20 protein-coding genes and 1 tRNA gene are annotated in these 21,085 nt (G+C 41.7%); 11 read left to right on the top strand and 10 right to left on the bottom strand.

Going from position 1 to position 21,085, the window contains the following annotated elements; all coding sequences use genetic code 11:
• Nucleotides 1-509 precede the first annotated feature (509 nt).
• Nucleotides 510-1,700: a glycosyltransferase family 4 protein gene (locus ACM0OW_RS13890; RefSeq protein ID WP_414550696.1), complete on the top strand. Its 1,191-nt coding sequence runs from the start codon at nt 510-512 to the stop codon at nt 1,698-1,700.
• A gap of 162 nt (nt 1,701-1,862) precedes the next feature.
• Complete coding sequence (locus tag ACM0OW_RS13885) at nt 1,863-2,897, top strand: cyanophycinase (protein WP_414550695.1); 1,035 nt, start codon at nt 1,863-1,865, stop codon at nt 2,895-2,897.
• A 233-nt stretch (nt 2,898-3,130) separates the two neighbouring features.
• Here the strand turns inward: ACM0OW_RS13885 and ACM0OW_RS13880 are convergent, their stop codons facing one another.
• The 3 genes from ACM0OW_RS13880 to ACM0OW_RS13870 form a co-directional block, all read right to left on the bottom strand.
• Nucleotides 3,131-3,490, bottom strand: a complete 360-nt coding sequence (locus ACM0OW_RS13880) for a hypothetical protein (RefSeq protein ID WP_414550694.1) — start codon at nt 3,488-3,490, stop codon at nt 3,131-3,133.
• A gap of 540 nt (nt 3,491-4,030) precedes the next feature.
• A complete protein-coding gene (locus tag ACM0OW_RS13875) occupies nt 4,031-4,444 on the bottom strand; it encodes an alr0857 family protein (protein WP_414550693.1) in 414 nt (137 codons plus the stop codon).
• Nucleotides 4,445-4,571: 127 nt separating this feature from the next.
• The gene (locus ACM0OW_RS13870) at nt 4,572-4,814 is read right to left on the bottom strand and encodes a hypothetical protein (protein ID WP_414550692.1); all 243 of its coding nucleotides are present in this window, start codon (nt 4,812-4,814) and stop codon (nt 4,572-4,574) included.
• A gap of 84 nt (nt 4,815-4,898) precedes the next feature.
• On the opposite strand from ACM0OW_RS13870, the gene ACM0OW_RS13865 reads away from it, so the two are divergent.
• The 3 genes from ACM0OW_RS13865 to ACM0OW_RS13855 all read left to right on the top strand — a co-directional run bounded on the left by ACM0OW_RS13865 (nt 4,899) and on the right by ACM0OW_RS13855 (nt 8,684).
• A complete protein-coding gene (locus tag ACM0OW_RS13865; RefSeq protein WP_414550691.1) occupies nt 4,899-5,234 on the top strand; it encodes a hypothetical protein in 336 nt (111 codons plus the stop codon).
• Nucleotides 5,235-6,067: 833 nt separating this feature from the next.
• On the top strand, nt 6,068-8,101 hold the full coding sequence (locus ACM0OW_RS13860) for a GAF domain-containing protein (RefSeq protein ID WP_414550690.1): 2,034 nt from the start codon (nt 6,068-6,070) through the stop codon (nt 8,099-8,101).
• A complete protein-coding gene (locus tag ACM0OW_RS13855) occupies nt 8,070-8,684 on the top strand; it encodes an SRPBCC family protein (protein ID WP_414550689.1) in 615 nt (204 codons plus the stop codon). Before ACM0OW_RS13860 ends, ACM0OW_RS13855 begins: the two co-directional genes overlap by 32 nt.
• A 204-nt stretch (nt 8,685-8,888) precedes the next feature.
• Here ACM0OW_RS13855 and ACM0OW_RS13850 read toward each other — a convergent pair.
• Nucleotides 8,889-8,961, bottom strand: a tRNA-Glu gene (locus tag ACM0OW_RS13850).
• A 387-nt stretch (nt 8,962-9,348) separates the two neighbouring features.
• On the opposite strand from ACM0OW_RS13850, the gene ACM0OW_RS13845 reads away from it, so the two are divergent.
• Complete coding sequence (locus tag ACM0OW_RS13845; protein WP_414550688.1) at nt 9,349-11,268, top strand: cation:proton antiporter; 1,920 nt, start codon at nt 9,349-9,351, stop codon at nt 11,266-11,268.
• Here ACM0OW_RS13845 and ACM0OW_RS13840 read toward each other — a convergent pair.
• Both ACM0OW_RS13840 and ACM0OW_RS13835 read right to left on the bottom strand, forming a co-directional pair.
• Nucleotides 11,258-11,866, bottom strand: a complete 609-nt coding sequence (locus tag ACM0OW_RS13840) for a cytochrome b N-terminal domain-containing protein (RefSeq protein ID WP_414550687.1) — start codon at nt 11,864-11,866, stop codon at nt 11,258-11,260. The two genes, ACM0OW_RS13845 and ACM0OW_RS13840, sit on opposite strands and share 11 nt — an antisense overlap.
• Before the next feature lie 133 nt (nt 11,867-11,999).
• Nucleotides 12,000-12,704, bottom strand: a complete 705-nt coding sequence (locus ACM0OW_RS13835) for an esterase/lipase family protein (protein ID WP_414550686.1) — start codon at nt 12,702-12,704, stop codon at nt 12,000-12,002.
• A gap of 542 nt (nt 12,705-13,246) precedes the next feature.
• On the opposite strand from ACM0OW_RS13835, the gene ACM0OW_RS13830 reads away from it, so the two are divergent.
• Nucleotides 13,247-14,641, top strand: a complete 1,395-nt coding sequence (locus ACM0OW_RS13830) for a hypothetical protein (RefSeq protein WP_414550685.1) — start codon at nt 13,247-13,249, stop codon at nt 14,639-14,641.
• A gap of 32 nt (nt 14,642-14,673) precedes the next feature.
• On the opposite strand, the gene ACM0OW_RS13825 is transcribed toward ACM0OW_RS13830, so the two are convergent.
• The 4 genes from ACM0OW_RS13825 to ACM0OW_RS13810 form a co-directional block, all read right to left on the bottom strand.
• Nucleotides 14,674-16,068, bottom strand: a complete 1,395-nt coding sequence (locus ACM0OW_RS13825; protein WP_414550684.1) for a TldD/PmbA family protein — start codon at nt 16,066-16,068, stop codon at nt 14,674-14,676.
• Nucleotides 16,069-16,132: 64 nt separating this feature from the next.
• Nucleotides 16,133-16,549 carry a hypothetical protein gene (locus tag ACM0OW_RS13820; RefSeq protein WP_414550683.1) on the bottom strand — a complete coding sequence of 139 codons (417 nt, stop codon included), beginning with the start codon at nt 16,547-16,549 and terminating at the stop codon, nt 16,133-16,135.
• Nucleotides 16,546-17,388 (bottom strand): FAD-binding domain-containing protein, encoded by an 843-nt coding sequence (locus ACM0OW_RS13815; protein WP_414550682.1) that lies wholly within the window; start codon nt 17,386-17,388, stop codon nt 16,546-16,548. Before ACM0OW_RS13815 ends, ACM0OW_RS13820 begins: the two co-directional genes overlap by 4 nt.
• Nucleotides 17,389-17,543: 155 nt before the next feature.
• On the bottom strand, nt 17,544-18,878 hold the full coding sequence (locus ACM0OW_RS13810; protein WP_414550681.1) for a Rieske 2Fe-2S domain-containing protein: 1,335 nt from the start codon (nt 18,876-18,878) through the stop codon (nt 17,544-17,546).
• A 235-nt stretch (nt 18,879-19,113) separates the two neighbouring features.
• Here ACM0OW_RS13810 and bcp point away from each other — a divergent pair, with 235 nt between their 5' ends.
• The 4 genes from bcp (at nt 19,114) to ACM0OW_RS13790 (ending at nt 21,082) form a co-directional block, all read left to right on the top strand.
• Entirely contained in the window at nt 19,114-19,611 is a 498-nt protein-coding gene (bcp, locus tag ACM0OW_RS13805) for a thioredoxin-dependent thiol peroxidase (RefSeq protein ID WP_414550680.1), read from the top strand.
• Nucleotides 19,612-19,753: 142 nt separating this feature from the next.
• On the top strand, nt 19,754-20,134 hold the full coding sequence (locus ACM0OW_RS13800) for a hypothetical protein (RefSeq protein WP_414550679.1): 381 nt from the start codon (nt 19,754-19,756) through the stop codon (nt 20,132-20,134).
• Between the two features lie 15 nt (nt 20,135-20,149).
• Nucleotides 20,150-20,413, top strand: coding sequence for a hypothetical protein (locus ACM0OW_RS13795; protein WP_414550678.1), 264 nt, complete (start codon nt 20,150-20,152; stop codon nt 20,411-20,413).
• A gap of 42 nt (nt 20,414-20,455) precedes the next feature.
• Nucleotides 20,456-21,082 carry a type I restriction endonuclease gene (locus ACM0OW_RS13790; RefSeq protein ID WP_414550677.1) on the top strand — a complete coding sequence of 209 codons (627 nt, stop codon included), beginning with the start codon at nt 20,456-20,458 and terminating at the stop codon, nt 21,080-21,082.
• Nucleotides 21,083-21,085 lie beyond the last annotated feature (3 nt).

The following is a 21,085-nucleotide window of genomic DNA, read 5'->3' as shown; positions in this document are numbered from 1 at the left end:
CTTCTCCCAAAGGGAGACGCTACGCGAAGGTAAGAAGAGGGGCTGGGGGTGAGGTATATTTATTGTTCACATAACAGAATTATTACCAGTTCCGCAAATCTGTGATGGTGCGGTAGCCCTGCGGCGGAACACATCCTACTGCACAATTTGCGGTGATGTCTGTAATTTCCGCAAAATTTGGTTTTCTTGCGGTTATAGCTGTCACATTGCTGTATTTGTTTATATAAATTCTGCCGTTTTATCCACACACCTGTGGTTATCCGTGCAACTTGGTCGGTTAATTTTAACTAACCGTATTCCTGACTGTGTTTACCTTTGAAATCAGGGTTTAAAAATTATTGCTGTGATGAAATTAAAACCATGCTAAAAAGCAGAAGTATTTTTCTCCTCTTTCTCTGGTTGTGTTATTTTAATTGATTATCTCTATCGAAAAATTGTAGTAAATATACTCACTACAATTACCATTTTTGTATTTTTAGATATCTATAGAGTATTGGAGACTTTAGTAAATGAAAATACTGGTGCTGAGTTGGGAGTTTCCGCCGAGGATAGTTGGGGGAATTTCCCGTCATGTAGCGGAGTTATACCCGGAACTGGTGAAGCTAGGACATGAAATTCACCTAATTACCTCAGAGTTTGGTCAGGCTTCGATGTATGAAGTAGTCGAAGGCATAAAAGTGCATCGGGTTCCAGTGTCACATAGTAACGACTTTTTTCACTGGGTAGTCAATCTTAACCAAAGTATGGGACATCACGCTGGGAAGTTAATTCTGGAGGAAGGCCCCTTTGATTTAATTCATGCTCATGATTGGTTAGTAGGGGATGCAGCGATCGCCTTAAAGCATAACTTTAAAATCCCCCTGATTGCTACCATCCACGCAACTGAACACGGGCGACACAACGGTATTTACACGGAAGTTCAACGCTATATTCATCATAAAGAATACTTACTCGCTTATAATGCTTGGCGAATCATCGTTTGTACAGACTATATGCGGCGAGAGATAGAACAAACGCTACACAGTCCTGGTAACAAAATAGATATTATTTATAACGGTATTCGACCAGAAAAAAAACAGCACGACGAAGGCTTTCATGCTCAAGAATTTCGTCGTCAATTTGCCGCAGACCATGAAAAAATTGTTTATTATGTTGGTCGCATGACTTATGAGAAAGGCGTATCTGTATTACTTAATGCTGCGCCTCAAGTGCTAAAGTCAATGGCTGGTGATGTCAAATTTGTGATTATTGGTGGTGGAAATACTGACCAACTCCAACATCAAGCCTGGGCTTTGGGAATTTGGCACAAATGTTACTTTACCGGATTTCTCTCGGATACATACTTAGATAAATTCCAAACCATTGCTGACTGTGCGGTATTTCCCAGTCTTTACGAACCCTTTGGAATTGTGGCGTTAGAAAGCTTTGCCTCTCGCGTTCCAGTTGTAGTATCCGATACGGGCGGATTTCCCGAAGTAGTGCAACATACAAAAACAGGCATTGTGACGCAGGTAAATAATCCTTATTCTCTCGCTTGGGGAATTTTAGAAGTTTTGCAACATCCTGGTTATCGACAATGGTTGATTGATAATGCTTACAAAGATTTAGCGCAACGCTTTAATTGGACAAAATTAGCCAGACAGACAGAAACAGTTTATCAGCGAGTCGTGCAAGAGCGATCGCAAATTATCTGGCATTAAAACTTACAAAAAATGCGGAGATTTTAGCAACATAGTCCAGAGAATTAAAGATTACTCTAGATTATTTAGGGTTAAAAAACAGTACAATCCCTATACGCTGGAAATTTCACCCTTTCTGGTGCGAGAGTTAGCAATAATTGTGGTTTGCACCAGCAGCTTAGTATGACAAAGGTATTCCCAAGCATAGCAAAGTGGTTCAAGAATCTAGGAACCTTATGGAAGAAGATGGGAGCCGAAATCATATCCCGTCTCACAGCATTCCTGAAACCCGACTTCCAAGAAGACAAAACTGTAGATTTACGTCCCCCGTTACCTAGCCCCTTAGCCGGGCCAGTGCATCTTTTAGGTGGGGGCGGACCCGATGTAGAGGAAGCTATTCAATGGATGATTAATCAAGTTAGGGGATCTACTAATTACTCGACCAAAGTTAATGTTGTAGTCATCCGCACTTATGGTAGTGATGACTACAATCGGTTAATTTATGATATGCAGGGAGTAAACTATGTAGAAACTCTCATCATTAGTAATCGCCAAGATGCCAACAGACCTGAGATTCTCGAAAAAGTCAAAAATGCTGGCATAATTTTCTTTGCTGGCGGCGACCAATGTGAATATATCCGCAGTTGGAAAAACACCAAATTAGAAATTGCTATTGAATCAGTTTATGCCAAAGGCGGAGGCATTGGCGGCACTAGTGCGGGTGCAATGATTCAAAGTGATTACGTCTACGATGCTTGTGCTTCTTCCGAAGAAGGTATTGAAACCAGAGAAGCCCTCGAAGATCCTTATCGAGATATTACTTTCACTTATAACTTTTTCCCTTGGAGTCATTTGAGGGGAACCGTTATCGATACCCATTTTGACAGACGCAAAAGAATGGGACGAATAATGGCTTTTATTGCTCGTCAAATTCAAGATGGCGTATCGAAAACTGCTTTAGGGATAGCCATTAGCGAAGAAACATCAGTTGTGGTCGATAAATACGGTATGGCGAAAGTCATGGGAAGAGGTGCAGCATATTTTGTCTTAGGAGACCATCCGCCAGAAGAATGCAAACCCCAAACTCCCCTGACATTTTACGACTACAAAATTTGGCGCGTTCCCCGTGGCGATTCCTTCAACTTAAGGAATCTACCCACCAAAGGTTACTATCTCAGAAGTGTCAAGCGGGGGCGATTTGATTCAGACCCCTATTAAGTGGGAACTGGAAAAAATTCTCCTACCCTCTTGTGCGGGCATCTTGCCCGCTTTTAGATTAATAATGATAAATTATTACCTGTAGGGTGTGTTGTCGCGTAGCGCAACGCACCATCCTAGATTTTCGGTGCGTTAGGACTAACTTCATGTGTTAAAAATTGGAAAACCCCGATTATTTGGAAAAATCGGGGTTTTGAAACTTATGCTATTTCTAGTTACTTTTAAAACTTATTTTAGTTTTTACCTGTCACTTTATCCAAGAAGTTTTGGACATTTTTTTCTACTGAAGTCGAACTTTGTGAATTTGCCGGAGTATTCATCTTGTCAATGTCAGCATCTCCCTGAACCTCATTAAGCCCTTTATTTGACTTTTCTTGAACCTCTTTGAGTGTCGGGGGGTTGGATTTAGCAACTTCATCAGTTTTTCGTTGAGTTTCCAGAAGTTGTGTAGTGCCTTCTTGTGGATCACTTTGATAGCTATCTATAGCAAAAGCAGGAGATGCGCTGGATAAAAACAGCAGTGTACAAGCTGAAGCCACAATTACAAATCGTACTGGGCGCAAAATAGATAAAACAAAATCCAAAACCTTCATAGTCAATCCTCAATAACAGCTTCAACAACGCTAGGGTTACACATTTAAAACTAAATCAATGCCTTAATTGAGAAAAAATAGGCATTCAATTACTTACTAATGTGTCCTTTTTTATGTTCTTGAAATAGGGAAGAAAATTTTTCGGTATTTCCGCTTTGAATAATCAAATTGTCAATACCTGATCAATCAATGTGTTCTACACAAAATTATTCTTCAATCAAATTTCATCTTTTGCAATTTTACGTGTTAATAACTCACACTTGTATCGACCTGAAGAATGAAATTTATTTGATTTATATTTACAACAAAATCCACCTTTAGGTAGGGAAGTTTCAAATCCCCCTATTCCCTCTTCCCTATTCCCTGCTCCCCGGCTTCTTCTGTCATCCTGAGTCTAGGGCGTGTTTTCAAAGTCTAGAAGTAGGTTGGGTTAAGCGCAGCGCAACCCAACGCAGCAACCCAAATATGGGGTAAAGTTGGGTTTCCCAAAACCTCAACCCAACCTACATTTACGTCTAATTTTGGGTTTGAAAACAGTCCCTAGGAATCATACCACTCACTCATCACAGAATTACAAGATTGTGCTGCTTGCCAAAGTTGGTGCAAAAATACCTCAATGGGTGAAACTGGTGAATCGCTGATAGTGGTGGCAAACAAACCCACCGTATCGTCAGAACCATCTGATAGCCAAAAACCCCTCAAGGTGACTTCCAGATACTCACTATCACAGGCACACAAGGTAATAATTTCACTAGTATCTTGTTTAATTTTATCTGTGAGCATCTCTATTCCTGGTAAATCGACAGGAAGCAGAAAGGAAGCCGTGCTGGATTCAACATCCAAACTTTGTCCAACACGCAGTGCAAAAACTACTCGCTGCGCCACCCATTCCTCTAATGATTGAGCTAGACACTCTAAATAAAAGCTCCCTTCGGTGTAAGTTAATTTCAGCATTCCTTATGCTCTCCTGTTCTTCCAGGTTTGCTTTTGCACATCTATTCCAGCTTTACTCTCGATCAAAAACCCCCGCTTCTTCTGTTGTGAGGCGGGGGTTAAAGTTTGACCGTAAAATTCATTGGTCTCACCTGGGTACAGTATTCCTCAGTCTGTAGCCCCCACTGCTTTGATTTATTTCTGGTTTTAAACTCAGTACACTCATACTGATATACCTATACCTAAAATCATAATTACCCTCCGTGATTTGCTGACAACCTCGTTCACCATCACCCATAAATAAATACTCCACTCCCACGGTGACTAATTCCCAACTGGCTCGGCAGATGGTAGCACACAAGGAAGTGGAGATGGGATAGAGGCATTTCACAGCAAATTTCACCTATTTGAAGATTTCTTTAAACATACTACACTTGTATTACTATACTGTCCATACCTTTTAGGAGCAAAAATTATGCATACAATCGCTCGCACTCCCACCACTGAAATGGAAGTTACCAGCATCCGTCTGGAGCGTGAACTCAAAGATAAACTCAAAGACATCGCTGGGAATCAGGGATATCAAGCTTTGATCAGGGATATACTCTGGAATTATGTCCAACAAAAATCAGGTGAGTGGAAACCCCGATTTTCGCGAGCCGATATTCGAGCTAGTATAGCTGCTACAGCTCAACAAGAAGAACGTTGTGTACTTACAGGTCAATTAATTCCACCGCAACAAGCGATGTTGTTGGGACTCACGAAAAATGGCGATATGGTTCCTCTAAGTGTCGAAAGTTTAGCTTCTTAGGCTTTTATTGCTGTGAATGCAGCCCATAACTTACAAGTATAAATGGGCTGCATTTAGAATTGAGTTTCATTCTAGTTATGGATAGATTTTATGGAAGTACAATATCTGCTGGTTGATGTGGGTATTAAATTTTGTGAACATTCAAGTCAAATCAGATCAAATATCTATCTAAAAGATGACTAAAATTTTGTTTTGCGGATTATCTTAGATGCAGGTCTGAGAATTATTGCCTACTTGTTCCTAAAGTTTGTGCTGAAGCGATGTTAATCATGACTTGGGTATTTTTGTCAAATCATTAGTAGAGTTACTTAGGTTTAAAAAGAAGTTTCACCAAAAATACATAAAGTGATTAGTGAAAACAGTATTAATACAGTTAAATTCATGGACTTATTGTCTAAAATCAGGAGAAAATACGGTTTATGTATGGTTACAGACAAGATATTCTAGTTAAAAGCTAACTAATTAAATCTGCACAAATAGCTAAATGGGATCTTGATGCAGCACTTTCGGATATTTAAAATATTTTTATGCTTATATGGACAATAATTTAATCTATAGCCGGATTTATCTGGGTGAAGACAATCCTTGATAGTCTAGAGCGATGAAGCAATTGGGTTTATCCTCCGCATTGGTTCACGCGCCGCTACTTTTACAACACTTTGCTTTATTAGCAACTTGGTCATCTGAAATCGAAAAGGGCTATAACAGGTCAAAGACAGTCTTAATAAAAGATTTGCAACTAGTCAGGGTATAGCAACATCATCAACGGTGAAGGATATGCCAAGAAATTGGGTACACGAAAAACGGGGTAATTATCCAAGAGCGTGCCAGGAATGAACAATTATTTATCGTTGCCATTACAATACCCGGACAACCTAGGTCGGACACAATTATACCCAGTGAAGCTGATGCAGCATCAGGAAGAACTAGTTCATTATTTGGCACAAACAATCAACCACATCATTGCTAACAGTTCAGTAACAGCATTGATGCTACAAGAGATTGCCAAGTTGCTAGGAATTACCTTCAATGTAGATTGTTGCTGTTTAGTTACAGTTAGTCCAGAAGTCCCGGACCATGCGACTGCGGCGAATTGGTGTTCTGATGAGTACCTAAAAATGCCGCACCCTAGCGAGATGTTCTCGATGGAACAGTTAATGATGGACTTACCAGTGGTGCAGTGTGCTGCTGAACCATTAACCATAGAAAATATTTCCACTATTCAACACAGTTTGGTAGTTGGGTGTCAATACCTGCCATTACCGATCAAAGCTGTTTTGGCACTCCCGACGCGCTTGGGGGGCAAAAATAACGGCGTGATTTGTTTGATTAAATTCCAGACTTACAGTTGGCAGGAGTCAGAAAAACAACTGCTCAAAGACATAGAATCGTCCTGCGCGATCGCCTTTTCCCAAGTCATACAAGCCCAGTTGATTGCTACTCAAGGTCAATACCTCCAAAAGACCAATCATCATCAAAGCCTCATTAAGCAATTAACTTTACTTAGCCGCAGTAACTTAGAGTTGAATCAAATGTTGCAGTTAGCGATCGCCTCGACTGCCGAATCTCTACAAGCAGATCGGGGTTTATTGATACTACTCAAATACACAGATCCACTATTTAGAACTAAACCTAAAAAACAAGTTCCCACGGCTAAAGCTACCGTTGTTGGTGAATGGAACCGGGAAAAATCAGACTCCCAGACGGTGAAGCCGGATACTTTAGCTCAGACATTTTCCCTTGGCGAGTGTAGTTTGTGTCAACGGGTGTTTACAGACTTTGGCAACCCAGTGATCATCAGTGACTACATAGATTTACCAGAAGCTAGCACCGTAGCCCCATTGTTTAAAATTCAGGCTTTACCGACAGTGCTGTTAATGTCCTTAGAAAATCAAGGGAAAGTTCTGGGATTTTTGGTGTTACAACAAGCAGTACCACGCAATTGGCAGCCGGCAGAATTAAATTTAGTAGAAATGGTCTGCGCCCAAGTCAGTAATGCCATAATTCAGTCACAAACATTAAGGCAAGTCCAGACTGTCGTTGATGAACGGACGGCGAAATTAAAAAGCAGTCTGGAACTCCAAGCCAAACTGCACGAGAAAACGCGGCAATATGTGGGACAACTACGGGAAATCAGCGAACTCAAAGATGAATTTTTGAGCAACATGAGCGATCGCTTGCGTTACCCCCTGACAAATATGCTGATGTCGATTAAAAATTTACGTCTGCCAGGAATAGCACCAGAGCGTCAAGCTAAATACTTAGATATCTTAGAGCAAGAATGTACCAAGGAAATTAACTTAATTAATGACCTGCTGACCTTGCAAAAACTAGAATCTGAGCAAGAACCCCTGCAATTCGAGACCATCGATTTAAATAGCAAAATTCAGGAATTAGCCGCAGCTTTTGATCGCAGGGTAGGAACTAAAAATTTAAGCATTACCGTAGATTTACCGCCAAAGCCGTTAATCATCCAAACCGAAATCGAAAGTTTTGACCGCATCTTGCAAGAGTTGTTAAATAATGCTTATAACTATTCTGAGCATGACACGATTGTTCGCCTGCAAGCATTTCACCAAATTGAAGCCCTAAAGGATCAAGTTATTATTAAAGTGACCAATACAGGTCGTGCCATTTCCGAAGAGGAATCCACCTATATTTTCGACAAATTCCGTCGTGGTAAAGGACGCTGGCACCCTGGGACTGGACTAGGACTGGCTTTAGTCAAATCTTTAGTGCAGCACTTGAATGGGGCGATCGCTGTTGAGAGTATGCAAATCTCAGATTCTTCCCTGAGTGAAGTTTGTTTTACCCTGACTCTGCCCCAATTTTCCGATGAAAGCAAACCATATTCCGAAAGTGACTAAACAATCCGACATCACAGAAAATCTTGATCCCAGCGCCGCTAGTGATCACATCCAGCTAGAAAACGACTTGACTGTTGATGCAGTTGGTTTACCAAATGTGACAGTTACAGTGGAAAAAATAGCCGAAAGACAGCGCCAGATTACAGCGAAAATCCAAATTCCTCACCCTGTTGAGCGCATCTGGAAAGTCCTCACAAATTATGAAGCCTTGCCTGACTTTATTCCCAACCTGTCTAAAAGTTCTTTGTTAGAACATCCTCAAGGTGGAATTCGACTAGAACAAATCGGCTCTCAGCGTCTACTCAAGTTCAACTTTTGTGCGCGTGTAGTGTTGGATTTAGAAGAATGCTTTCCTAAAGAAATTAATTTCTCAATGGTAGAGGGAGATTTCAAAGGCTTTTCTGGTAGCTGGTGTTTAGAGCCTTATTCCGAGGGTGAGGATAGTGGAACTACCCTGTGTTACACCATTCAAATCTGGCCTAAACTCACAATGCCCATCACAATTATTGAACGTCGCCTCAGCAATGATCTACGGATAAATCTTTTGGCTATTCACCAGCGTTTGGAAAGTGCTGAGTGCTGAGTGGGTAGGGGCGGGTTTAGGCAGTCAGTCTGTGGTTCGTCAAAATCCTTGGTAAACCCGCCCGGACATTAAGTGAGGAGTGAGGGGTACTGAGTTAAGCATTCAGCCTTGTCCTAACTGAAAAATAATAAGCCTTTTCCTCAGATGTATCTCACGGGAAAAGGCTTATTTATAAACCAGATATTTAATTTTGTATTCTGAGAATACCCCCAGGGGAATTCGAATCCCCGTCGCCTCCGTGAAAGGGAGGTGTCCTAGGCCTCTAGACGATGGGGGCGTGTGTCTCAGACCTTTTATAAAATAACTAATTTTCTAATGGATGTCAACAGTTTTTCCAAAATAAATTTTTTCTAGGTTTAAATGGGCGGTAAGACATACCTTATATAAGAATTTGTGCCTCATGCACATAACTCCACAGCATCAGCAGCGATGAATTTAGCTGTAGAATTTTTCCTGGTGTTTGATAGTGACAAGAGGACTGTTCACTTCCGTCCTAAATTGAGATGTTTCTCCAAGTCATCAGAAAATGGAGTAATATATAGGACTACGTATGAAAAAAGTCTGGATTTCACTGGGGACAGAGGATGTGATGTTGTACTCTGTAGAGGTGATATTTACTATTCTTTACAAAAGATTTTGAAATATATAGCTCAAAATCTACAACATGGAAGCATCTTTTGAAATAACCCTACAGATAGTAAGCGTCGTTGTTGCAGGCATTACCGCCCAGGTGTTGGCTGCATATTTCCGCTTACCTAGTATTGTCTTATTATTGCTACTGGGCATTCTCCTTGGCTCCGATGGGCTGGGCGTGTTGCATCCTCACGTACTAGGTTCTGGACTAGAAGTGATTGTTGCCCTAGCAACAGCAATAATTTTGTTTGAAGGCGGACTCAACCTGGATGTACAGGAGTTGGGCAGAGTTTCCGTCAGCCTACAATTACTCGTCACCTTGGGAACATTAATCACTTTAATTGGTGGTAGTATGGCAGCCCACTGGCTGGGTGAATTCCCTTGGAATATAGCTTTTCTCTACGGCTCGATCATTGTAGTCACAGGGCCAACTGTGATTAGCCCCCTACTTAAACAAATCAACGTAGATCGTCAGGTAGCAACGATCTTAGAAGGAGAAGGAGTCTTAATTGACCCTGTAGGAGCTATTCTGGCCTTCGTTGTCCTAGACACCATTATGAACGGCGATGCCGACCCCATTAATGCCATTATTGGGTTACTGATGCGGCTGGGAATTGGTGCGGCAATTGGTGGCGCAGGCGGCTACTTGATGAGCTTGATTTTCAAACGTGCCAACTTTCTCTCCCCAGAGTTAAAGAACCTGGTGGTACTGGCGATTCTTTGGGGTCTATTTACTGTGGCGCAGACGATTCGGAGTGAATCGGGAGTTATGACTACAGTCATTGCTGGGGCGGTTTTTGCTAACTCCTCGGTACCAGAAGAGCGTTCATTGCGAAGCTTTAAAGGTCAACTAACAATTCTCAGCGTCTCGGTGCTATTCATTCTCCTAGCGGCTGACCTTTCCATTGCCAGTGTGTTTGCTTTGGGTTGGGGTAGTGTTTTTACTGTTTTAGTCCTCATGTTCGTGGTTCGTCCCATTAACATTCTTTCCTGTACTTGGAACAGTAACTTGAATTGGCGACAGAAACTATTTTTAAGCTGGGTAGCTCCTAGAGGAATTGTCTCGGCTTCTGTGGCTTCTTTGTTTGCTATTTCTTTGACACAGCGCGGTATTAACGGTGGTGATGCCATTAAAGCCCTAGTATTCTTAACAATTATCATGACGGTGGTTTCTCAAGGGTTAACAGCTGGAACATTTGCTAAATGGCTACGCATCACTTCCAAGGATGTGACTGGGGCGGTGATTGTGGGTTGCAATCCCTTGAGTTTGTTAATCGCCCGTTTCTTTCAAGAACGGGGAGAAACAGTCGTGATGATTGATACAGACCCGCAACGTTGTGAACAAGCAGCCGCTCAAGATATTCGGGTAATTTCTAGTAGTGCGTTGGATGTTTCCGTTTTGGAAGAAGCTGGACTGGCTTCTATGGGAACTTTCTTGGCGATGACTAATAACGGTGAGGTGAATTTTGTCTTGGCGCAACGGGCGGCTGAAGAATTTAGTCCGCCCCGTGTTTTGGCAGTTTTTCCCCGTAAACCCCAGGCTAATTCCAGTAACAATCATAAAGTGAGCCAAGCTTTCGCTACGGAGTTAGTCATTAAGACTTGGAATGAGTATCTAAATGATGGCAGAGTGAAGCTAGGCACAACGACACTCAATGATTCTGAATTTAGTAAACAACTTGAGCGCATCCAAGAAAAAATTAAGACTGGAGATTTGATTCCCTTATTGGTAGAGCGAGAAGACCGTTTACAAGTGATGCCAGCTAGTCAAGAATGGTTAGTAGGCGATCGCATTATCTACTTATTGCATGACCCCAGACCCAACTTGTTAAAGCGTTTATCTGGTGGTAGCCAATCAACTCGCCTGTCTTTGGAAACTTTACCAGAGGTGGAAGAACTACCCTTGGAAAAATTATCTCAAATTTTTAGCGGTGATGCTCCTAAGAATTAAATGCTTTAACTTGATACATTTGTTGTTCTTGCCAAATCAGGGCAGATAAATGTACTACAGCCAAAATGATGGCAGCAACCGCCAAAATATAACTGTGGATGGTATAAAGGTGTGCAACAGTGACTGTGCTAATAGCCCCACCACCTGTGAGAATGTCTCGTAGTTGCCCACCTATAAACGGAATTGCTTCGATAGTTCCTAGCTCAATGCTAAAACGCCAATAGCCTTCTTGAGTCCAGTCTAAAAGCATCGCCGTCCAATCTAGACCAATCACGCTTAAAGTTAAGAAAATTCCACTAATCCAAGCAGTCAACCAACTTTTCCTAAATTGTCGTCCTAAAAACATGACGACAATTTGCACCAATGCAACCACTATGACTGCATTACCAGCCAAATCATAAGCTCTGCGGAACAACCACCCGTAGGGTATTTGTGTATTAATCGTTTTCAAAGATCGATATGCTCCGCCTGCGGTGGGTTCGTAGTAAAAAGAGAGCAAAATTCCCGTAGTGATGTAAATCAAGCACAAACTCAGCATCGCTACTGCTAAAATCGTCGCCAGTCGCCGTAAAATTCTATCGAACTGGGTACTTTCCATTGTGTCCCCTTCCTGTTCTTAGCTAAGTGTGTATTTTTATTACAATTGTAACTAAGAAAAGTTAATTTATGTTTCTCTTCTCAAAGAGGGAGCAGGGGAGCAGGGCAAGAAACTTACTCATAACTTTTAGCACTCAGCACTCAGCACTCAATAAATACTGCACCCAAGATTTTAAAGGTTCTGGGGAGCCATACCAAATGCCTGGGCTTCTGGGAGAATGTTGGACACCGGGAATTACCAGATTTTCCGCGCCTTCTAGATGAGCAGCCGCAATGGGTGTAATACCATCTCCCCAGGTGTTACCTTGACCACAGGTTTGTTGATAACTGTTGTAAGCTAACCAGCCGCCGGGTTTTCTTTGACCAAAGATAGTTTTCCCGGCTACACAAACGTAACGAACACTTTTGTAAAATGCGCCTGGGTAGTTATCAGTTACAAAATCTAAATTCGCTCGTGTCCAACGTTCTTGGCTAATATGGGGTGTACCTAGAGTAATTAAACTAGCCACTAAAGGGTGAGCTTTCCAACAGGAGGATGTCACTTTACCCCGTCCTAAATAAGGCTGGTCTCCTAAATAAATGCGGGAAACCCAACCTCCGGCGGAATGACCAATTAAATTGACTTGAGGGACGTTATGTTTGTACAACATCTCTTTGACTGTGCGATCTAGTTGCTGCACAATGGGTGTTACAGGTCTGCCAATGGTTTGTAACCAGTCACGTCGCCGCAGTGGTACTGTGACCGTGGGTACACCCAACTGCAATAAAGATTGCTCTAATTGACGGTAAGCGATCGCACTTTCTAAATATCCAGGCACAATAATTGTCGGTAATGGCATTTTGGAGCAGTAGTATATGGGAGGGGTGAAACAATTGTGGATTTTAAATTGGCGTTGAAAATCCACCAAAAATTAGTCTGGTCAATTTGCCTACAGTGGAAAATCGATCTGATGTGATATAATTAGACGAAACTGTAATCTGTTTTCAAAGTAAGCTTGGTATATCTTTAGAGGGACGTAACTCACGCCAAGATAATTAAGCTAATAAAGTCAGCAACTGCAACAGATAGAGTTATATATTTAGACTGATGCGATGCCTTTGACGGGCGTAGCGATCGCTACCAGCAGCAACTACCATAAACTCCAGTCCATATTGTGCATCTCCTCATAAAAATCACAATTCAAAAGTGATCATGTTCCATTACCTTGTGAGCAAGAGAAACATTTTTGCAATGAAAAATTAAAAACTTGACAAAAACCTATTCTGCCATTTTGAGTACCAGTATAGGAAGTTATGATTTTGATCAGGATGTATCTCTTGTAATTAAGATAAAATTGCTTTGCTAGTCAACCGCAACCGAGCCGAGTGAACGATAACAGCTATGTCTTATGTCTCCCTGCTAAAAAATATACCAGAAATCCTCAGCCAACCAACTGGGATAGCAGCAATAGCCTCCCTTGGCATTCACGGTGCTATTGCGTTGATTGTGCCATTGATGCCTGTAGATCCTCAGCAATCTCCAGCATCAGCATCACCAAAATCGGTCGGCATCTTGGAATTAAGCCAAGCTGATCAAAACCGTCTGCCACAAATACCAAGCACATTTCCGTCTCAACTGGCTCTGCAACCAGAACTTCCGCAACAACCAAAACTTTTGAGTCCGAATTTGGAGAGCCAGATGCAGACAACATTGCCGCCGTTACCGCTATCGGCCTCTCCCTATATGCAGTCTGCATTACCGCCAGTTAGGACAACACCTAACTATCGGGTTTCTGCTCCTAATCGCAATGTTTCCTTCCCCCAAAGGCAGCCCACAGATATGCGTGCGTCTGCACGTGCTTCTGCGCCTGTTCGTGAGCCGATAGTTCCCAGAGAGGAATTTCGATTTGATCCCTCTGGGTTCAATGCTGCTAATCAAAGATTTACCCCATCCACTCGCACCTTTAATCAAAGCGAAATTACAGTAGCAACCGAATCAGTACCTGTAGAAAGATTGCCACAAGTAACTGCGTCGGAAACACCTGATCGCACTAACACAGTCACAAATAGCAATCGACAAATTACACAGCCTAGTAATGATCCGGCTAAAGTTGCCGGTAACGAAACTCTCATAACTCGCCTTCAAGAACACACCCAACCTAAAAACGAAGTAGCCCTGGGAAATCAAAGTATTCCCAAATTGCAGCCAGCTACGCCCAAAGCACCTGAGTTGCCTGTGACGAAAGTAAATGAGCAACAGGGAGTCATCGCCCAGTTAAACTCATACGAAGTTCTGAGACGACAAATTCAGCAATCATACCCCAATTCCCAAGAAAAGCCCGTTATTCGGGAAACTGTGGCGGCAAATAAGCCAAATGTTCAAGGCACAGTATTGGGTTTCTTAGTAGTAGATCCTGACGGCAGAGTTTTAGATATTAAATTCCAAGACGAATCACTTTCTAGTGATTTAAAAGTCAAGGCAAGAGAATACTTTAATACCAAATCTCCTAAAGGAGGCCAGCAAATCAGCAGTTATCCCTTTAGCCTACGTTTCCAACACAACGGCAAAACTGCTGCAACCACTCAAGAGCAATCACCCGCAGCTAGTCTCAAACCATTACCAGAACTGCGAATCCAAAATCAGACCTCAGCACCCATAGAGGCTATTACTCCCCAACCATCGACTAGATCCGAAGCTAATAACAATTCACTGTCTACCACTCTAGAATCTGGTCAAAAACTCATACAGCAGTTGCGCCAAGTGCAAGAGGAAAGAAAAGAGTCTAGTCCAGAGTGATGGGAAATGAGCAGTGGGGACTGGAGATTAGCTCAGGTTTCCCCACCAACTACCACATCCCGAATCCGGAGACTGGGACCACCACAACCAACAGGTAAGCCGTTCTGTCCACCTTTACCACAACCACCAGACTCATCCCAATAAAAGTCATCACCAACGGCTTCAATATCTCTTAGAGTTTGGAAAACATTACCCGAAAGTGTGACATCTTTCACAGGTTCGGCTATTTCACCGTTTCTAATCATCCAGGCTTCCCCAGCACTGAAGGTGAACATTTCCCCGTTTGTCATGCCACCTAGCCAGTTACGGGCATATACTCCTGATTTTATATCGGCGAGTAAGTCGGCAACTGGTGTTTTACCCCTTTGAATCCAGGTGTTTGTCATGCGAACAATGGGGTTAAAGTGATAGTTTAGACAACGAGCGTTACCAGTGGGTGCTTCGTCTAATTTGCCTGCGGTTTCACGGGAATGTAAACGTCCTACTAAAATGCCATCTTTAATTAGTTGCGTAGTAGTACTGGGCGTGCCTTCATCATCGTAAAAATAACTACCGCGATGACCTTCTGGGGCAGCACCATCAAAAATTTGTAGTTCTTCTGTGCCGAACCGCCTGCCAATGGTCATGACTTCCAATAGGTCGGGGTTTTCGTAAGCCATATCAGCTTCGGAAAGGTGTCCAAAGGCTTCGTGAACAAATAAACCAGTGAGAATGGGGTCAATGACTACTGTGTAAGTATTGCCTTTTACGGTTGGTAGCGTTAAGGCTGCGATCGCTCTTTGGGCTGCACTTTTGACTTGTTGATCCAAAACTGTTAAATCTTCGTAGGCTTTGCGAGAACCAGTGGTTTCTCTGCCGGTTTGCACCGTTTCGCCGTTTCTGGCTGTGGCGGCAAAACGCATCTCCATATCTACCCAAGATTGTTCGATGAAAGTTCCTTCTGAGGTAGCAATAATCACTTTTTGGGCGCTGTCACCGTAGCGGACTGAGGTGGTGGTGATGCGATGATCAACGCTTTTTAATAAATCAGTATAGCGATCGCACAGTTCTTTTTTCTGCCTCACCGGAATTCTTCGGGGATCAGTGCCTGTGAGGGGTAGTTCACATATTGCTTGTACTGGGTCAATGGGGGCAAGGATAGTTTTTTCATCACCTACCATTCTAGCTGCGGCGATCGCTTCTTCAATCCGTTCTTTGATGGTCGCTAGTTGGTTAAAACTACTGAATCCCCAGCCACCTTTATAACAAGCTCGAATATGTCCACCAATGGAAATGCCTTCACTGAGGGTTTCTAATTTGTCGCCACGTAATAAGATATCTGTTCCTTCTGCTTGTTCGAGGCGGATGACTAGGTAATCTACGTGGGGTGAGTAGCGAGTGATGAGGTCGGAGAGGATGTTTTGGGTGTCGGTGAGGGTGGTTAGCATTTGGGGGTAAGATTTTAACGCAAAGGGGCGCGGAGGTTAGCGCAAAGGTACGCGGAGAGGGGAGTTAGGTGAGGAGGTGTTTTTCGGCTATTTTCCAATAGCGGGAGAATCTTTTCAGGTCGATGTGTCCTTGGTATTCAAAGAATGGTTCTGTTTCCCAGGTTTCTAGGGTTAAGGTTTTTTCTATTTGGTCGCAAATATGTTTAAATCTGGGACTGGGGCTGGTGGTTGTTACTACTAAGTCGGCATGATGTTCTTGGGCAAATGCTAAGACTTCTTGTGCCACATTACCACGGCGAATGATCACGGGTAATTCTAATAAGCATTCATAAATAAATGTGATGCGTTTGAGGCTGAGTTGCGATTCTGCTATTAAGGCTTCATCCCATACCCAAATAGCAGGGGCTTGGGGGTATTCTTGTAATGCGGGGTTGTAGGGACTCAGGCAGTCTCCATGTACCCAAACGATTGGTTTATTCATTTTTTACCTTTTTTGCCTCTTTGCCAACTTTGACTATTGGGTTTTTTGGTAAATTCTCCTTGGGGAAATAGTCGCTGTTCTAATTCTTCGTAGCTACCGTCAAAATCACAATGACCGTAAAGGGGACATTGGTGACAATAAACACCTTTGGTATAGCGTTCTAGGTTCTCACGATTGAAAAAATAAGGTTTATGGCTAAAAGTGCTGGCTACCCACTGCCATGACATATTATTACTGGCAGGGTCGCCATCTAGCAGGTGTTCTAGAAACCATTTGGCTCCGGCTTGCCAACGAATCCGCCGCCAATGGACAATATAAGCGGCTAACCACATCCTGATATGGTTGTGTAAGTAGCCAGTTGACCGTAATTCATGGCTAAAGCTATCAATACAAACCATTCCTGTAGTCCCTGCGGTGATATCTGCTGGTAGTTTGTCAGCGTAATCTTTTGGGGTGTACCCAGTTTTGTATTCTTCTTGATCTTCCCAGATGCGATCGCCTAGTTTCTCATATAATCTCTGCCAATAGTCACGCCAGCCCAATTCATTAATCAATTTACTAGCATCATTGGGGTCTTGTACTTTTTCCAGCACATCATCCCGAACTTCCCGCAAGCTTAAAACCCCATAACGAATATAAGGCGAAAGTTTGGTTACAGCACCAGTTAAAGAGTTACGTGTTTTCGCATAATCTACAGGATTAACTGCTTGGAGTAATTTCTCAGCAGCTTTACGTCCTCCCACAGTTTCACTAATATGATCATCTCGTTCTACCGCATTGGGGAATTGTTCCCGCAGGTAGGCTATTAAATCATCGCGGTTAGTAAAATCACGTCGCATATTTTTTAATTCGTAATTCGTAATTCGTAATTCGTAATTCGGCAGGACTTAAGCAAAATTATGAAAAAACGTATCGCTAAAGCGTTAGCGTCTCCCCTTGAGAGAAGTTAAGAGGGTTTTGGAGAGTTCTTGCGTAAGTCCTATTCGGTAAACTATTATTTTTGGGAATGGATATAGTCTACAAAGTAGAACTTAGGAATTAACCGGAATTTCAGCCAAGAGTAAGCAGCCATACTTAAAGCAGCCGTAATTACCAAAGGTAAACCCAGCTTAATTCTGAGTGCATCAGGAAGTAAAGCCACACCAGCAATAATACTGATGCTGTATATTAAAAGTCCCACCTGTAAGCGCTGTATAACCTTTAGCGCATTACGACAACTACTACAATGCTGGGTATGTTGTGAATAACGATCCAGCAACACAGAACGGTTATCATTAATTTGCGGGCTGGGTGGAACAGTAATTCCTACTTCTCTCCACGGTAGCTGACCGAAACAATACTTATCAAACCAATTCCGAAACTCAATTACCAAACGGTCTGCACTTGTTGGAAGCTTGTAGCTAGTTTTCCAGCTTTCAATTGCTTGTTTTTGTTGCAGATACTTTTCTTGCTGATGTAAAACAATCATGTCTCCATCTAGCACTAGATTACGGGTATTAATATGACTCCACCACCGGGGTGTCAAGCTATGTAGTGTTTTAGCAAAGTTACGAGGAAATTGGGCGACAATTCTTGACTTACCCGGAGACACAGGAATGCAGTAAGTCACAAGCCCCATTTTCTTATCCCCGGAGTCGCCAAAGTTGATAGCATACTCTAACCGACAAGGAGGTTCAAAAGTAATTGTTGTTTTGAAGCGTCCAGCAGTCATTACTTCAATTAACTTGGAAGTAGATTGCACAACCTCCATCAGTATGGGTGCAGCATATTCTCTCTTACCCTGTACCCCGTGATGAGTAAAAGGTACGTGACTAGGATCAGCGACATTTTCCACTAAAGTTTCCCAATCATATTCCAAATCGCGCACATAAGAAGACCAAACATATCCCTTATCAGCATCTACTTGAGGTGACAACGGTAACGGCGTATTTGCTGCTGCTTCTGCTGACTTAGCATCAGGCCAAACCCAAAGTAAATCATTAGCTTGGCGAACTGGTAGTGATATTACACAGAAATTCTTTTGATTTTTAGTAATAATTTCTGGCTTCTCTGCTTGGGGAATGTGAGTACAAATCCCTTGAGAATCAAATTGCCAACCATGATAACTACACATTAAATTACCAGTTTTTTCGTCAACCCGTCCTTCACTCAAAGGGGCGAGACGGTGGGGACATTGGTCTAAAAATACTTGGTAAGTCTCAGATGACTTAGGTTTCCAGATAACTAAACGAATTCCCAAAAGAGTAACAGGAGTTGGTTGTGTGGGATCAATATCTTCTACAGGTGAGAGGGGATACCACTGTTGGAAAAAGTTAAACTCAGACTGCATTTTAATAATGGCGAGGCTTAAATTTGGATGAAAGGTTCACGCAAAGGCGCAAAGTCAAGATATAAATAGTGTGACATGAGATGAAAAGGTGGGCATTGTTAAATTTGAATATGAAATGCCAAAATTACATCTCTTAAACTCTTCCTCTCTGCGACTCTGCGCCTCTGCGTGATAAAAAATTCATGGTCGCCTAATACAGGTAAAATTTTGATACCATCCCCATCTAACACCAATCATGAGTAACATTCCCCAAACTGGACAACCTGCGCCTAATTTCCCCACACCTAACCAAAATAATCAGCCCGTCAGCCTCAGCGATTTTAGCGGTCAGTGGGTTGTACTGTACTTTTACCCCAAAGATGACACCCCAGGCTGTACCACCGAAGCGAAAGACTTTACAGACTTGACTCCAGACTTCAGCGCCTTGGGAGCGAAAATATTAGGTGTGAGTCCAGATACAGAAAAAGCTCATTGTAAATTTATAGACAAACATAATTTATCAATCACCCTGTTAAGTGACCCTGAACATCATCTCATAGAAGCCTATGGTGCTTGGCGCTTGAAAAAATTCATGGGTAAAGAATATATGGGTGTAGCCCGGTCAACTTTTCTCATCTCACCTGATGGGATAATTGCTGACACTTGGCCGAATGTCAAAACCAAAGGTCATGCACAAGCAGTATTAAACAAATTACAGGAATTAAGTAGAGAGACATCAATAAATTTAAAATAAATTTTTGTTCGTAGTAAGCGATTTATCGCTCTTTGACACGATTGTAAAGGGCTAAAGCCCTGACTACGAACTTTATAGATTTCGAGCCTAACAGCGTTATTATTGAGGTAGGGCATAACACTTTTCGCCAGTTGCAACAAACATGGTTCAAGTTATTCCAGGACAAAACATCACCCTCACTTACTTAAAAGAAAATTTTGCTTTAGAGAAATCTGAAGATCAGCAATTTTTTACAGCGTGGTTTGACTCTTTACCTGAAATTTCCGAATTAGAAAAGCAATACTTAGATAGAGTTAAAAGTAACTATCTCAGCTTATTTGAAACTACTCCTCTGCTAGAAGAAGCAGTAAAAATGGTAGTATTATCTCCCTTGCTAGATTTAGCTGGGTTTTATCGTTATCCCTTTCACATCGCTACAGAACAATCTATAGAGATTAGTGAAACCATTATTGTTAGTCCTGAAGAAGCAGTAGAAACAGCTAAGGAAATTATTAAGGGTAAAATTGATGTATTAGTTATCTAAAATAAGTTATGGATATTGATTATAGAATCTAAACGCTCTAGTTTTTCTTTAGCTAAAGCAATACCTCAAGCACTTACTTGTATGATAGCTGCGCCTACTTCTGATTATCCTGTATATTCGTTAATCATGAATGGGGAAGATTTCCAATTTATCAAATTAATTAAACAAAATAAAGCCGTAATATATGCCTTATCTGATAGATTCAGTTTATATAGACGTGAAAATGAATTATATAAAGTTTTACAAATTTTAATGAAACTAGGTAAAATCTTTAGTTGATTGTTTTTTCTAATTAAGTAAATTATATATTGTGAGAAAACTATGGTTCAATTTATCCCAGTGCAAAATGTTGGACTCGCCTATTTAGAAGAAAAATTTGGTCTGCAACAGGCTAAAGATGAGGCATTTTTTCCCGAATGGTTAGAGAATTTACCGGAAACTACAGATTTAGAAAAACAACAGTTAGACAAAATAAAATCTCATTTTCTGCGTTTATCAAAATATCCTCCTTTATCTGAAGAAACAGTAAAATTAGTTGTTTTATCACCTCTGCTAAATCTGGCTGGGTTTTATGACGAACCTTTTTTTATGAGAAGTGAACAATCAATTGAAATTTCGGCGGAGGATAAAGGAGAAATTATTCGAGGTAGAATTGATGTTCTGGTAATTCAAGAACAATTCTGGTTATTGGTAATTGAGTCTAAACGTTCTAGTTTTTCTCTTTTAGAAGCTATACCCCAAGCACTGACTTATATGTTGGCTAATCCTCATCCAGAAAAACCTGTGTTTGGATGTGTGACTAATGGTAGTGAGTTTATTTTTCTCAAGTTTATTCAAGAAAATATTTCCCAATATGCTTTGTCTGACCAATTTACGTTGTTAAAAAGAAAAAATGAATTGTATGAAGTCCTTAGTATTTTAAAAAACATCAGCCAAATTTTAAGTTAAATT

Source organism: Anabaena sp. CCY 0017 (assembly GCF_963920885.1).
Taxonomy (GTDB): Bacteria; Cyanobacteriota; Cyanobacteriia; order Cyanobacteriales; family Nostocaceae; genus Nodularia.
This window is presented reverse-complemented; position numbering and strand designations above follow the sequence as displayed.

What these genes read in the sequence shown, in the direction of transcription:
- ACM0OW_RS13890 (WP_414550696.1), top strand. Translation starts at nt 510, where the DNA reads ATGAAAATACTGGTGCTGAGTTGGGAGTTTCCGCCGAGGATAGTTGGG.
- ACM0OW_RS13885 (WP_414550695.1), top strand. Translation starts at nt 1,863, where the DNA reads ATGACAAAGGTATTCCCAAGCATAGCAAAGTGGTTCAAGAATCTAGGA.
- ACM0OW_RS13880 (WP_414550694.1), bottom strand. Translation starts at nt 3,490, where the DNA reads ATGAAGGTTTTGGATTTTGTTTTATCTATTTTGCGCCCAGTACGATTT.
- ACM0OW_RS13875 (WP_414550693.1), bottom strand. Translation starts at nt 4,444, where the DNA reads ATGCTGAAATTAACTTACACCGAAGGGAGCTTTTATTTAGAGTGTCTA.
- ACM0OW_RS13865 (WP_414550691.1), top strand. Translation starts at nt 4,899, where the DNA reads ATGCATACAATCGCTCGCACTCCCACCACTGAAATGGAAGTTACCAGC.
- ACM0OW_RS13860 (WP_414550690.1), top strand. Translation starts at nt 6,068, where the DNA reads ATGAACAATTATTTATCGTTGCCATTACAATACCCGGACAACCTAGGT.
- ACM0OW_RS13855 (WP_414550689.1), top strand. Translation starts at nt 8,070, where the DNA reads ATGAAAGCAAACCATATTCCGAAAGTGACTAAACAATCCGACATCACA.
- ACM0OW_RS13845 (WP_414550688.1), top strand. Translation starts at nt 9,349, where the DNA reads ATGGAAGCATCTTTTGAAATAACCCTACAGATAGTAAGCGTCGTTGTT.
- ACM0OW_RS13840 (WP_414550687.1), bottom strand. Translation starts at nt 11,866, where the DNA reads ATGGAAAGTACCCAGTTCGATAGAATTTTACGGCGACTGGCGACGATT.
- ACM0OW_RS13835 (WP_414550686.1), bottom strand. Translation starts at nt 12,704, where the DNA reads ATGCCATTACCGACAATTATTGTGCCTGGATATTTAGAAAGTGCGATC.
- ACM0OW_RS13830 (WP_414550685.1), top strand. Translation starts at nt 13,247, where the DNA reads ATGTCTTATGTCTCCCTGCTAAAAAATATACCAGAAATCCTCAGCCAA.
- ACM0OW_RS13825 (WP_414550684.1), bottom strand. Translation starts at nt 16,068, where the DNA reads ATGCTAACCACCCTCACCGACACCCAAAACATCCTCTCCGACCTCATC.
- ACM0OW_RS13820 (WP_414550683.1), bottom strand. Translation starts at nt 16,549, where the DNA reads ATGAATAAACCAATCGTTTGGGTACATGGAGACTGCCTGAGTCCCTAC.
- ACM0OW_RS13815 (WP_414550682.1), bottom strand. Translation starts at nt 17,388, where the DNA reads ATGCGACGTGATTTTACTAACCGCGATGATTTAATAGCCTACCTGCGG.
- ACM0OW_RS13810 (WP_414550681.1), bottom strand. Translation starts at nt 18,878, where the DNA reads ATGCAGTCTGAGTTTAACTTTTTCCAACAGTGGTATCCCCTCTCACCT.
- bcp (WP_414550680.1), top strand. Translation starts at nt 19,114, where the DNA reads ATGAGTAACATTCCCCAAACTGGACAACCTGCGCCTAATTTCCCCACA.
- ACM0OW_RS13800 (WP_414550679.1), top strand. Translation starts at nt 19,754, where the DNA reads ATGGTTCAAGTTATTCCAGGACAAAACATCACCCTCACTTACTTAAAA.
- ACM0OW_RS13790 (WP_414550677.1), top strand. Translation starts at nt 20,456, where the DNA reads ATGGTTCAATTTATCCCAGTGCAAAATGTTGGACTCGCCTATTTAGAA.